This is a genomic window from Actinospongiicola halichondriae, from assembly GCF_049103745.1.
Taxonomy (GTDB): Bacteria; Actinomycetota; Acidimicrobiia; order Acidimicrobiales; family Salinilacustritrichaceae; genus Salinilacustrithrix; species Salinilacustrithrix halichondriae.
Genome location: NZ_CP171622.1, coordinates 2,381,551 through 2,394,556 on the forward strand (window position 1 = coordinate 2,381,551; position 13,006 = coordinate 2,394,556).

Sequence of the window (13,006 nt, forward strand, 5' to 3'; positions counted from 1 at the left end):
AATCGTACAGTTGTTGCGACATGGTGTCGAAACGTGCTGCCGAGGCGTCTGAGGACGCAACCATCATCCAGCTGGGCCATCTCGGCTTGGAGGGCATCCCGGCGGTGCCGCCGGCCCGCCTCGATCCGTACCTCGATGCCGCCGCTCGTTGTTTCGCCCGCTTCGGGATCACCCGCACCCGTGTGCCCGACGTCGCGGTCGAGGCCGGCGTGTCCCGGGTGACGGTGTATCGCCAGGTCGGCACGGTCGAGGACATGGCCCGCCTGCTCCTCGCTCGCGACATGCACCGCCTTCTCGCGTCTCTGCCCGCCGCGCTCGACGCGGACCCTGGCCCCGAGGCCGTGGTTCGGCTCGTCGAGACCATCATCGACCACGCGCGGTCGCATCCGGTGCTGATCAAGGTGATCGAGGACGAACCCCATCTGCTCGGCCCGGTCCTGGTCCGCGACCTGGGCGATGTCGCTTCGCGCGTCGCCGACGTCGTCGCTCCGCTGCTCCAGGTGCTCATGGCCCAAGGGCAGCTGGCTCAGCGCGACCCGCGGATCGTCGCCGAGTGGCTGGTTCGCCAGACGGTCACGCTGATCCTCGCTCCGCCCACCACCGATTTGCAGGTCCATCTCCGCGAACTCCTCATCCCTGTCCTGACTCCCGAGGCGCACCCATGACTGCCACCATCACAGACGCTCGCGCCCCGCGGTCCTCGAGCGTCGGCAATCTGAGACCCCGCGATGTGGCACGGGTTGCGGAGATCGCGTTGACCGTGTCACGCAACGGCCTGGCTGTCGTTGGTCGACGACCGGCAGCGCTGGTCCGTCACCCCCGACGCCAGGTGCCGAGAGGCGCGTCGGTCGCGCTGCGCCGATCGTTCACCGACCTCGGCCCGACGGCGGTGAAGTTCGGTCAGCTCATCGCTTCGAGCCCCGGGCTGTTCCCCGAGACGCTCGCCACCGAGATGCGACGGCTCCTCGATGCCGTTCCCGCTGAGCCAGCGACACGGATCCGTCGGGTGATCGAACGGTCACTCGGCCAGTCCCTGACTGAGCTGTTCGCCGACTTCGACGACGAGCCGATCGCCTCGGCGTCCATCGCCCAGGTCCACCGCGCCCGCCTTCACGATGGTCGCGACGTCGCGGTCAAGGTGCGTCGGCCACGTCTGCGAGACCGCATCGACCAGGACCTCCGCATGCTCCACACGGTGGCGGCGGTCCTCGCCCGAGCGGGCAGCCTCGGCGAGTCGTTGAACCCCGTCGCGATCGTGGATGACCTGGCCTCCACCATCGTCGGCGAGCTCGATTTCCGTCGCGAAGCCGCCACGATGACGGAGTACGCCGAGGTGCTGTCCAAGCTCGACCCCGACGCGGCTTGCGTGGTCCCCGAGCCGATCGACGGGATGGTCACCGAACGCGTCCTGGTCATGACCTATGTCGAAGGCGTCCCTATCGACGACGCCGCCGCGCTCCACGCCTCGGGGCACGACGCTGAGCAGCTCCTTCGAACCGGCGTCCGTACCTGGGTGGGAGCCGCGCTCGAACACGGTCTCTTCCACGGCGACGTCCACGCCGGCAATCTCTTCGTCACCCCTGATGGTGACCTCGCGTTCCTCGACTTCGGGATCGCCGGCCGGCTCGACGAACGCACCCGACTGATCCTGCGACGGGCGCTGCCAGCTGTTCTCGTCGACGGCGACTACGCCAGCGTCGTCCAAGCCGTCTTCGATCTCGGTGCCGCCACACGTCCTGTCGACCTGGACGCAGCCATCGACGATGTGGAAGCGCTTCTCGCGCCGATGGTGACCAAGCCACTGGCCGAGATCAGCTACGCCGAACTACTCGGGCACATCGTCCAGGTCGCCATGCGGTACCGGGTGGTCCTGCCCAGAGAACTGGTCCTCGTCGTCAAACAGCTCCTCTACTTCGAGCGCTACGCCAAACTCCTCGCACCCGACTACAAGATGCTGGCCGACCCCAGCATCCTGGCCCACATCGTCGGCCCACCACGCGAGGTGACGCGCCCGACGCTGCGTACCCGCCCCCGGACCAGCACGTCTGACGACGGCACAACGCTGCTCGTCGAGCGCGACGGGCAGGCCCGGTTCAGCTGGGACTACACCGGTGGCCGGGCCGATCTGACCCGGCTCTACGACAAGGCCAAGCGATCGCAGTGGAACGTCACCACCGACCTCGACTGGTCGATCGACGTCGACCCCCTCGACACCGGCGGTCTCGCCTCCTATCTGCCGATGATCGCCGCTGAGTCGTTCGAGCGGTTCAACGAACGGGAACGGGCCGAAGCCGGACGGCAGTTCAACGCCTGGATCACCAGCCAGTTCCTCCACGGCGAACAAGGCGCACTCCTGGCCACAGCCAAGCTCGTCAAAGAGGTGCCGTGGACCGAAGCCAAGTACTACGGCGCCACCCAGGTCTTCGACGAGGCCCGCCACGTCGAGGCCTACGCCCGATACCTCGACGAGAAGCTCGAACTCACCTACCCGGTCAACGACAACCTCCGCCAACTCCTCGAACTGGTCGTCGCCGACCCCCGCTGGGACATCACCTATCTGGGTATGCAGATCGTCGTCGAAGGCATCGCGCTCGCCGCGTTCGGTCTCATCCACCAGTTCTCCACCGAGCCGCTCATCAAACAGATCACCCGATACGTCATGGCCGACGAGGCACGCCACGTCGCGTTCGGTGCACTGTCGCTGACCGGGATCTACGACGAGATGACCGCAGCCGAACGAGCCGAACGGGCCGATTTCGTCGTCGAAGCGGCCTGGCTCATGCGCGACCGCTTCCTCGCCACCGAAGTCTGGGAGACCCTCGGGATCCCCGTCGACGACGGCCTGCGCGACTCGGCCAACTCGCCCATGCTCCAGCTGTTCCAACGCGTGCTCTTCGCCAAGATCACCCCCAACCTCCGCAAGATCGGCCTTCTCGACGCCGCACTCACCGAACGACTGGTGGGCATCGGCGCCATGGCCCCCGACGACCTGTGAGGACACCCGCATGCCCGCCACCACCGACGTAGACGCCGACAACGTCCTCCTCCGCCTTCTCCTGACCCCCGACGGGCGCGCCGACCCCTACCCCCACTACCGGAACCTGCGCGAGTCCGCGCCCGTCCTACGTAGCAGCCTCGGCCCAATCGTCGTGTCCCGCTACGAGGACTGCCTCACCGCGCTGCGCGACCCACGGCTCGGACGGGGCACCGCGCTCGGAACAGATGGCGAGACGCCGGCGCTCGGGTTCGCAGGCCTCGACACCGACCCCGAAGCGCGGCGCCAGTTCTTCGACCGAGCCGGGAACAACATGCTCTTCGCTGACCCGCCGGACCACACCCGACTCCGCCGGCTCGTCAGCCGAGCATTCACCCCCAAGCGCATCGAGTCACTCCGCCCTGCCGTGCAGGCCATGGTGACCGAACGCATCGACACGATGCTCGACCACCGAGACGTCGACGTCATGGAGCACCTCGCGTTCCCTCTGCCGGTCACCGTCATCGGCGAACTCGTCGGCGTCCCACCCGCCGACCGGGCATCGTTCCAGCCCCTGATCCGCACCGCGGTCGTGGCGCTCGACCCCAGCGTCGATGCCGACTCAATCCGTGCCGCCACTCGGGCCATGGACCAAGCACGCTCCTACTTCGCCGATCTCGTCGTCGAGCGGCGCCGATCACCCCAGGACGATCTGCTGTCCGGGCTCATCGCCAGCAGGGACGCCGGCGACGCACTCAGCGACGACGAGGTGATCGCCACCGCCGTACTGCTGTTCTCCGCCGGTTTCGAGACCACCACCAACCTGATCGGTAACGGACTCCTCGCCCTGCTCCAACACCCCGACGAGCTCGAGCGATGGCGCAACCAGCCCGACTTGGCCCACACCGCCGTGGAGGAACTGCTCCGTTGGGACAGCCCCGTGCAACTCAACATGCGCACCGCGCTCCAACCCGCCGACATCGCCGGCGAACCACTCGAGCGCGGCGACACCGTGATCATCCTCCAAGGCGCCGCCAACCGCGACCCCGACCGCTTCGACCACGCCGACACCCTCGACGTCGGCCGAACCGACAACCACCCGCTCAGCTTCGGGTGGGGCATCCACCACTGTCTCGGCGCCTCCCTGGCCCGCATGGAAGGCGAAGAAGTGTTCAACACGCTCCTCAACCGTTGCCGCACCATCGAACCCTGGTTCGACCAACCCGAATGGCGAACCACACTCACCCTCCGAGGTCTCACCACCCTTCCCGTCACTGTCGCAGCATGAGCACCATCGAACGCTTCGACCCCTTCGCCGCCGAAGTCCTGGCCGACCCCTACCCCCACTACGCCCGACTGCGCGACGACGACCCCGTCAGCTTCATTCCCGAGCTCGACCTGTGGATGGTCACCCGCTACGACGATGTGTCACGGATACTCCACGACCCCGACACCTTCTCCTCCGCCGACGGCATGGGCGCACTCATGTCCGGCGGCATGGGACGCAACCGCATCGACGCCCGAGACGCCTTTGGCATCGACCTGCGAACCATGCGCATCCTCATCGCCACCGATCCACCCGACCACACCCGCCTCCGACGGCTCCTGTCCAAAGCCTTCACCCCGCGAGCCATTGCCGACCTCGAACCGCACCTCCGAGACGTCTGCGACCAGCTCGTCGACGACCTCATCGCCGCTGCCGAGGGCGGCCACGGCGACCTCGTCACCCACGTCGCCTTCCCGTTCCCCGTCATCGTGATCGCCGAGCTACTCGGCATCCCGCCCGAACGCCGCGACGACTTCAAACGATGGTCCGACGCCCTCGTCGGCGCACTCTCTGGAAGCTGGAACCCAGTCGAGGCCCAGCAGACGCTGATCGAGATGTTCACCTACCTCGCCGACATCGTCGAGCGGCGTCGCGCCGACCCCGCCGATGACCTCATCAGCCGACTCGTCGCCGGTAACCAACCCGACGATCCCGACGCACTCACCGCACCGGAGATCACGCTCTTCGCCATCCTCCTGCTCGTCGCCGGCAACGAAACCACCACGAACCTCATCGGCAACGGCGCCGCCGCCTTCGCCGCCCACCCTGACCAAGCGCAGCGACTCGCCGACGAACCCGAACTCCTCCCCGCCGCCACCGAAGAGATCCTCCGATGGGACGCCCCCGTCCAAGGCCTCTTCCGTGCCACCACCCACCCGACCACCCTCGCCGGCGTCGACCTCCCCCAGGGGGCCGTGATCCTCGCCAGCTTCGCCGCCGCCAACCGCGACCCACGACACTTCCCCGACCCCGACCAATTCGACATCACCCGCCGCCCGACCGACCACCTCGCCTTCGGCCACGGCATCCACTACTGCCTCGGCGCATCACTCGCCCGACTCGAAACCAAGATTCTCGCCGAGACGCTCCGCAGCAGAGCACCGAACCTGAGACCGGCCGGCACCCCCTCCCGCGTCGACAGCATCATTCTCCGCGGCTTCACCAGCTACCCCGTGACCACGATCTAGGCACTCGCGCTCTCCAGGGCGCTGCTGATCCTGCTCGCATCCCGCCTTCCCGGCGGCACCCTCAAACGAGCTCGCCGGCTTCCTCCCAAGCCTGCGTCACCACCGCACGAACACTCCACAACGATCTACGAGTACCGCGACGACCCAAACTCGCGATCGACTTCGCCGGGCACCGGGTCCTCCCCATCGACCTCATCCCGAGTTCCTGCCCATCATCGGCCACTCGATGACGCCGCCGTCATCACACTCGCCTTCCGCTACGCAGCACGACAGGCACGTCGCCACGTGCCATCGGACGCCTGGGCCAGCGAACCCGGCAACAATCGAAGGGCTCCTTGGCTGGACCGAACCGGACCGGACGAGGCAGCGCCGCCCGCGCCACCCAACGGGCTGCAGCCAACGCCGATCCAGGCCGATCGCTCACGACATCAATTGGACGTCCACGGACCTCCATGGACAGGGCCACGCAAACGAGCCATTCGAGCGTCCGTCCACCGACGTCCGTCGATGTCCACTGCCGTCCGTGGTCTACATCTCGGACTCGCCTCGGTACACGTCGAGTGCGGTAACTCCCGCGGTAACTCCCACCGGCCAGATTCAGCGGCTCGAAAACGCTGTGACCAGGGCATACGCGACCCCCTTGAGGCCGGGGTTCGATTCCCCCCAGCTCCAAGAGTGCTCAATCCACCTCGGCTTGAGCATTGTTGGAGCTGCCCGATACCCCCTGTGACCTGCTGATACGCCCTCGTTGCGACGTGGCCCCGGTAGTCCCGTCGAAGTCGGGGACGAAGCGGCCACGACACGCGCGCGACACGCGATTCTCAGCTCGCGCCGGGGACCTCGAGTCCGCATCCGCCGTTTGCCGCCTCGACCAGCGCTTCCATCTCGGCCTTCGCGGATCGCACCTCGTCGAGGGTCGCATCCTCCCCTGCGTCTGCCAGCGAGAGGATCGAGGTCCCGACGGACGCACCTGCGATGTCGGCTTCCGAGAGCTGACGAAGCTCCTCCTCGAACCCGACCGCGATGAGCTTCGCTCTGACACCCGCGCCGGAAGGCGTCAGTCGGTCGTCCACGACCTCCCGCACTCGTGGGTCATCGGCAAACGCCGCCCGGAGATCCTCGATCGCAGAGGTCGACTCCACCGTGAGGCTTACTGATGGAGGTAAGTCACCCGGCTCGATGTTCGCAACGGAAGGATTGTCGGGTCCGAGGAGCTCGAGGACTTCGGCGTGCGCAGCTTCTTGATCCATCGTGGATGTCACATCAGCTCCCGGTACGTCGGCAGCGGCGTCGGCCACCTCTTCCAGGCTCGAGGCGGACTCGGGCTCGACGAAGATCTGTACCTGCGCGGTCTCACCCTCCAGAGACCCGCTGAACAAGCCGGAGATGACGGCGAGCAGGCTCATCAGGTTGGTCGCCGTCGCAGGTGGTGGTGCGGGCAACCGGGATTCCGAACTCAGCAGCTCGCACGCTGCGTCGTCGACTGCTGCGTCGAGGTCGTTGGTCGAACTCGCTGCTTCGGTGGACCCGTCGTCGCTACCGCAGCCAGCGATCGAGAGAAGGAGCACCAGGACAACCGCCGTCGACGTGGTCCTTCTTCCGCGCACACGCCGAGCCTGGCACGCCTGGCCCCGATTGCCAGCCATTGCCGCGCGGTGATGAAGGGCGTACGGTGGCATGTGCATGGATTCACAAGCTCTCGGAACGTGCCCTTCGCCGGTCGGTCGAGCAGCGATGGTGCACTGGTGGGACCAGCTCACTTTCCTTCACTGGCGCTACGAGCGGGATCAGGTTCAGCGTCTGCTGCCCGAAGGTCTCGAGGTCGAGGAGTGCGACGGGAGCGCTTGGGTCGGGCTCGTGCCGTTCTATCTCCGCGTCGGCCTCCCGGGTATCCACCCGGTGCCATGGCTGTCGGAGTTCGCTGAGACCAACGTCCGCACGTACGTCCGAGACGCAGCGGGCCAGCGCGGCATCTGGTTCTTCTCGCTCGACGCCGCACGGCTCGGGGCCGTCGTCGTCGCCCGGTCGACATACCGACTCCCCTACTTCTGGTCCCGTATGCGACTCGAGCACGATGACAACCGACTCGAGTACACGTGCCGGCGCCGTTGGCCCGGCCCCCGAGGCGCCCGATCATCGGTCGTCGTCGAAACCGGCGACCCGTTTGCCGCTGACGAACTGACCGAGCTCGACCACTTCCTCACCGCGAGGTGGGCGCTCCACAGCGCACCCCGATTCGGTCTCCGTAGGGCTGAGGCCTCTCACGATCCGTGGCCGCTCCATCGCGCGCGTGTGCTCCACGTCAACGACGAGCTCGTCGCAGCCTCGGGGTTGCCACAGCCCACTGTCGAGCCACTCGTCCACTACTCCGAGTCGGTGAAGGTCCGCATTGGTTGGCCTCACTCGCTCGATCAACCGTGAGGCTTCCCAAGCACCCGTTCCCGGTTCAGACGGTCTTCCGCCACTGCCTCCTGGCGAACTTCGCCGTCGATCCCCGGTTGCTCGACCAGCTCCTCCCCCGGCACATCGAGCCGGGCGGTGAATCGGCCGTCGGTGCCCTCGGCCAGGTTGGCGATGACCAGATGGGTGTGGACCTGGGGGTCGGCGGCCCGCGAGGTGAAGTGGGTGAAGGCTGCACCGATGAGCCCTCGACCGCGCTCGACCGTGAGGCCGTAGCCGTCTCGACCTCCGCGGCGGACCTGGCAGGCGTTCGCTTCGAGGTAGTCGACCGTCGCTCGCACAGCGGTGTGGTGGGCCTCGAGCGCTGCGGTCGCCTGGTCGGCGTCGCCCACTGCCCACAGCAGGGACACGGACTTCGGAGCTGACAGGGTGAGGTCGAACCCGACCCGGCGGATCTGGCGGGCGGGGAGCTTCTCGCCGGTGATCGGGTGGCGCTGGTCGAGGATGGCGCGAAGGTCGTCCGCGGCGACCGCACCGTCGAGGCCCAGACGGGCGGAGCCGGTGCCGATCCAGGTACCTGCCTGGTCGGGGCCACGGAGGTAGTACTCCTCGGCGCCGCGGGCGATGACCTCGAGGTAGTAGTCCTGCGGATTGACGGAGCGGAGGCGGGTGATCTTCAGCATCACCCGACTAGGCCTTTTTGACCTCCCGAACCTCACGCGAGCCTGGCCGATTTCTCGGCGGCGACGGCCGGCGGAGCACTCCCAGTGCACCTGTGTACTTGGAGGGGGTAAGTGGGTGGAGGGCGTTCTGGGATGGGATCGGAGGGTCGGGGTGGTCGGGATTTCTTGGATGAGGCGCGTGAGGTTTCGGGGTCTGAGATGGCCTAGTGGGGTGATGAGTGAGGTCGATGTCGGGGATCGATTGCTCTGGCCGGAGGAGGTGGCGGAGGTGCTCGGGGTGCCGGTCGGGACGTTGGCGAACTGGCGGTACCAGCGGCGGGGGCCGGCGTTCGTGAAGGTCGGCCGCCACGTCCGCTACCGCCGGCGGGACGTCGACGGCTGGGTGGAGCGTCACGTCGTCGGAGGGCGCCGGTAGTCTCGGTTCATCGGCGCTCGGCGACTGCGTCGGAGTGAAGGTCGCCCTCCAACCACCCGCCCGACCTCGAGGTCGGGCCTCGTGTGGAGGACGACGTGTCGTCGATCGAACGCACACCCAACGACCGGTGGCGGGCCCGCTACCGCGACCTCGCGGGCCGGTCACGCAGCCGGACCTTCGACCGCAAGGTCGACGCCAGCCAGTACCTCGAGCGCATCGGCGCCGACATGCAGCGGGGCGAGTGGGCCGACCCGCACCTGCAGAAGTCGATCGTCGCCACCTGGGCCGAGTCCTGGTACGCCACGACCGCGCCTCTCAAGCCGTCGACCCGCCACGGGTACCGCAAGGCGCTGAACCGGCGGGTGCTCCCCCGCTGGGGTGAGCGGCCGCTCGGCTCGATCGATCGGGCCGAGGTCCGGGAGTGGGTGGCCGAGCTCACCGACGAGGGCCTCTCCCCCGCCCGCATCCGCAACGTCGTGTCGATCTTCGCTCAGGTCCTCGACCTCGCCCGCGACGCACGGGCGATGCGCGACAACCCCGTCCGCGGAGTACGGCTGCCGCGATCGAATCGGGTCGAGCCCGCCTTCCTCGACGCCGACCAGGTCGCCCGAGTCGCCGATTCGATCCGGGACGACTACCGGTTCTTCGTCTTGCTCGCCGCCTACTGCGGCCTGCGCCCCGGCGAGATGTGCGGCCTCCGGGTCCGTCGGCTCGACCGCGGCCGCCGGCGGGTCCACGTGGCCGAGACGCTCCAGCCGATCTCGGGCGAGCTGATCAGCGGACCACCGAAGTCGTACGAGATCCGCACCGTTCCCATCCCACAGTTCGTGATGGACGAGGGCGACACGCATCTGTCGATGCGGGCCGAGCAGCTCGGCCGGCCGCTCGAGCCCGACGACTGGGTGTTCGGCAACCAGAAGGACCCGGCCGAAGGGCTCAACCGCGACAGCTTCCGCAAGTGGGTCATGGTTCCCGCCCTCGAAGCCGCCGGTCTCTCACCAAAGGTCCGCACACACGATCTTCGCCACACGTGCGCATCGCTGCTCATCAGCCTCGGCGCCCACCCGAAGGCGATCCAGGAGCGGCTCGGCCACAGCGACATCAGCGTCACCCTCAACCTCTACGGCCACCTGTTTCCCTCGCTCGAGGAGCAACTGACCGACGCCCTCGACGACCTGGGCCGAGGAGCCGGGCAGTCGGATCCCGTGGAGGACGACGAGTGAATTTCGCGATACGATAATGCGGTACGAGATCCACCACACGGCCCGGAAACACGGGATCGCCGATGACGACATCCTCCACGCAATCGAGAACGCCCTGGCCGTCGACGAATACGAAGACGACGACCGAGTCCTCTACCTCGGGCCGGACCGAGCGGCGAACCTGCTCGAGGTCATCACCCTCGCCATCGACGAGGAGGTTGAGATCGTGATCCACGCGATGCCCATGCTCCCGAAGTATCGATCCCTGCTCCGAGGACACGGAGAATCTGATGCCTGAGAACAAGAGCTACGGCCGGACCAAGAGCGGAGTCGAGATCACCGACGAGCTCATCGAGCAGTACGTCGCCGAGGCTGAGGAAGGCCTCGACCTCGACAAGCTCCGCCAACGCGGGAGACCGCGGATGGGGGCGGCGCCGGCGAAGTCGTTCCCGGTCCGCCTCGATCCCGACCTGCGGACTGCGCTCGACGAGCGCGCCGCGAGCGTCGGCCGACCCGCATCAGAGATCGTGCGCGAGGCACTGCGAAGGTATCTCGCGGCGAGTTGAGTCGACCGAGTCGGAGGCACACGTTCGGCGGAACTGTCAGGCCTCCAACGTAAGGTCGTGCTGTGGCCGCGCCGATGCGAATCGATTCCCTGCAGTTCAATGGTGGAAGCGTCGTGGATACCAGCAGCGCCGACGTGGTCGTCCTCGTTGGCCCTAACAACTCCGGGAAGTCGCGCACGCTCCAGGAGATCCACACCCTGGCGAATCATCGGCGTGGTCCGGCATTCAATCCGCAACAGCTCGTGGTCTTGGAGAACTACCAGCTGGCCAAGCTGGTAGATGCGAACGGCCTCGTTGAGTGGCTTAGCGACAACCGTCTGGAACACAAGGAGGAATCGTCCCAACGACGCGCAGTACGGGCCATCGGCTCCGGCGACTTCTTTCTGGATGAGACGGAGCACTACTGGAACGATGAGACGCATCTTGGGACCCTTGCCCAACAGCTTGTACGCATGGTTGGACCGGGAGACGGTCGCGGGCTGCTCGGTTCACCGGGCCGGCTCGAGCCTCGGCAACTCCCCGACCACGCCATTCAGACACTCATTCGGAATGAACCGACGCGTCGCGCGTTCGAGAACGCCTTTAGGGGGGCATTCCACCAGAACTTGATCGTTGACTCCTGGGGGGCCAACACGCGTCTGCGACTGAGCAGGTCCGAACGGCAAGAGGACTTCGCCCACCGATCTGCCGACGGGCTTCCAAGTGCGGAGCTCGCTGACCGCCTCGCCGCACTACCGCTTCTTGAGACGCAGAGCGACGGCATCCGAGCATTCTCCGGATTGCTGCTCACGCTGATCACGGTCAAGCACCCAGTGCTGATGCTCGACGAGCCTGAGACGTTTCTTCATCCACCCCAAGCGCGGCTGCTCGGTGAGTACCTCGGACGTCTGCGCGGCGAGGGCCAGCTGTTCATCGCTACCCATAGCCTCGACATCTTGCTGGGTCTGCTTCAGCAGGCGACCGCGCGAGTCATGGTCGTGAGGCTGTCTCGCAAGGACGAGCAGACAACTGCTCTCACCGTGGACGCCGACGCAGTGCGATCGCTCTGGCGCGACCCTCTCCTTCGCTTCTCTCGCGCGCTAGACGGCCTGTTTCATGAAGGCGTCGTAATCTGCGAAGGAGACACGGACTCGCAGTTTTACAGCGCGGTGTCCTATCACCTCGCTGCCGAGAAGGACCCGACAGGATCACCAGGGCCAGGTCCGGCTCTCCCCGAGTTCGCCGCAAATCCCTTCGACTTGATGTTCGCCTACGCCGGCGGGAAGCAACGGATAAAGATGATCGCTCAAGCGTTGAGCGCCGTGAGCGTGCCCGTGAGGTGCGTTGTCGACTTCGACATCCTGAACGATCGGATGAACCTCGAGACGCTGGTGCGATCTCTCGGTTTCGACTACGGCGAGGATCTCGAACGCCTCCGTACGATGGTCGATGCAGGGATTCGCGGTCGAGAGGCGCTACCGAAGATCGGATCCATCCGTGGGATCGCTGAGGACTTGCTGTCGCGATCCAACGACGACTTGATCGATCGCCAGACAGTGAGCGAGATCGAGGCTGCGCTCCAACCGCCAGCCGGTTGGGCAGCCGCCAAGAAGAAGGGCTTGGCGGAGGTACCTCGTGGTGAGGCAACGGTGGCGGCGAACCAGTTGCTCGAGGAGCTCAAGTCGTGTGGGATCTACGTCGTGCCGACCGGAGCGGTGGAGTCGTGGGTCAAGTCTGCCGGTGGGTCGAGTACGGCGTGGGTGGTCAACGTCATCGAGGGCGACCTGATCGGATCTGCGACCGCCGCGAAGGAATTTGTGCGCGAGATTCTTGAGTCCATCGACCACCATGGCGCGTTAAGACCTCGGCCGTCTTCGTCATGACACGAGGGCGACACAAGAAGCCGAGAATCGCTGTGAAACGGCGTGATCGGGCGTGACCCGAAAGCCCCCGCTGACCTGGGCAAACACCCTCTGACCAGGAACGACGGAATCGGCGCTTTGGACATTCGATTCCCCCCAGCTCCAAGAGTGCTCAATCCACCTCGGCTTGAGCATTATTGGAGCTGCCCGATGCCCCTGTGAAACGAAAACGCGGTGGTGCGCGGTGAGAGGACGAGCCGTGCTCAGACGGTGGCTCCCGGCCGCGCGGCACATCCAGTCATCGCAGCGCACTCCATCGGCCCGATGAACCCGTCTCCGACATCGAGTTCTCAGCGCGGGAGCGTGGCATGACTGTGTGGCAAAGACTCCGCAGGGCCCATTCGTCAGCAG

12 protein-coding genes are annotated in these 13,006 nt (G+C 66.6%); 10 read left to right on the forward strand and 2 right to left on the reverse strand.

Annotated elements, in window-relative coordinates; translation table 11 throughout:
• Nucleotides 1–20: 20 nt before the first annotated feature.
• From AB8619_RS11740 to AB8619_RS11755, 4 genes are all read left to right on the forward strand, one after another.
• Nucleotides 21–665 (forward strand): TetR/AcrR family transcriptional regulator, encoded by a 645-nt coding sequence (locus tag AB8619_RS11740; RefSeq protein ID WP_436792816.1) that lies wholly within the window; start codon nt 21–23, stop codon nt 663–665.
• Nucleotides 666–760: 95 nt separating this feature from the next.
• On the forward strand, nt 761–2,995 hold the full coding sequence (locus AB8619_RS11745; protein ID WP_436796379.1) for an AarF/UbiB family protein: 2,235 nt from the start codon (nt 761–763) through the stop codon (nt 2,993–2,995).
• Nucleotides 2,996–3,005: 10 nt separating this feature from the next.
• Complete coding sequence (locus AB8619_RS11750) at nt 3,006–4,262, forward strand: cytochrome P450 (RefSeq protein ID WP_436792817.1); 1,257 nt, start codon at nt 3,006–3,008, stop codon at nt 4,260–4,262.
• Nucleotides 4,259–5,488 carry a cytochrome P450 gene (locus tag AB8619_RS11755; RefSeq protein WP_436792818.1) on the forward strand — a complete coding sequence of 410 codons (1,230 nt, stop codon included), beginning with the start codon at nt 4,259–4,261 and terminating at the stop codon, nt 5,486–5,488. Before AB8619_RS11750 ends, AB8619_RS11755 begins: the two co-directional genes overlap by 4 nt.
• A gap of 821 nt (nt 5,489–6,309) precedes the next feature.
• Here the strand turns inward: AB8619_RS11755 and AB8619_RS11760 are convergent.
• Nucleotides 6,310–7,056 (reverse strand): hypothetical protein, encoded by a 747-nt coding sequence (locus AB8619_RS11760; RefSeq protein ID WP_436792819.1) that lies wholly within the window; start codon nt 7,054–7,056, stop codon nt 6,310–6,312.
• Nucleotides 7,057–7,171: 115 nt separating this feature from the next.
• Between AB8619_RS11760 and AB8619_RS11765 the strand changes: the two genes are divergently transcribed.
• Nucleotides 7,172–7,909: a YqjF family protein gene (locus AB8619_RS11765; RefSeq protein WP_436792820.1), complete on the forward strand. Its 738-nt coding sequence runs from the start codon at nt 7,172–7,174 to the stop codon at nt 7,907–7,909.
• Here the strand turns inward: AB8619_RS11765 and mobF are convergent.
• Nucleotides 7,900–8,571 carry a MobF family relaxase gene (gene mobF, locus AB8619_RS11770; RefSeq protein WP_436792821.1) on the reverse strand — a complete coding sequence of 224 codons (672 nt, stop codon included), beginning with the start codon at nt 8,569–8,571 and terminating at the stop codon, nt 7,900–7,902. The two genes, AB8619_RS11765 and mobF, sit on opposite strands and share 10 nt — an antisense overlap.
• Before the next feature lie 214 nt (nt 8,572–8,785).
• Here mobF and AB8619_RS11775 point away from each other — a divergent pair, with 214 nt between their 5' ends.
• The 5 genes from AB8619_RS11775 (at nt 8,786) to AB8619_RS11795 (ending at nt 12,616) form a co-directional block, all read left to right on the forward strand.
• Complete coding sequence (locus AB8619_RS11775; protein WP_436792822.1) at nt 8,786–8,986, forward strand: helix-turn-helix transcriptional regulator; 201 nt, start codon at nt 8,786–8,788, stop codon at nt 8,984–8,986.
• Nucleotides 8,987–9,081: 95 nt separating this feature from the next.
• Complete coding sequence (locus tag AB8619_RS11780) at nt 9,082–10,209, forward strand: tyrosine-type recombinase/integrase (protein ID WP_436792823.1); 1,128 nt, start codon at nt 9,082–9,084, stop codon at nt 10,207–10,209.
• Between the two features lie 16 nt (nt 10,210–10,225).
• Nucleotides 10,226–10,486, forward strand: coding sequence for a hypothetical protein (locus tag AB8619_RS11785; protein WP_436792824.1), 261 nt, complete (start codon nt 10,226–10,228; stop codon nt 10,484–10,486).
• Nucleotides 10,479–10,754, forward strand: a complete 276-nt coding sequence (locus tag AB8619_RS11790; RefSeq protein WP_436792825.1) for a CopG family ribbon-helix-helix protein — start codon at nt 10,479–10,481, stop codon at nt 10,752–10,754. The genes AB8619_RS11785 and AB8619_RS11790 overlap by 8 nt, the downstream gene beginning before the upstream one ends.
• A 62-nt stretch (nt 10,755–10,816) precedes the next feature.
• Nucleotides 10,817–12,616: an ATP-dependent nuclease gene (locus AB8619_RS11795; RefSeq protein ID WP_436792826.1), complete on the forward strand. Its 1,800-nt coding sequence runs from the start codon at nt 10,817–10,819 to the stop codon at nt 12,614–12,616.
• Nucleotides 12,617–13,006: the final 390 nt, after the last annotated feature.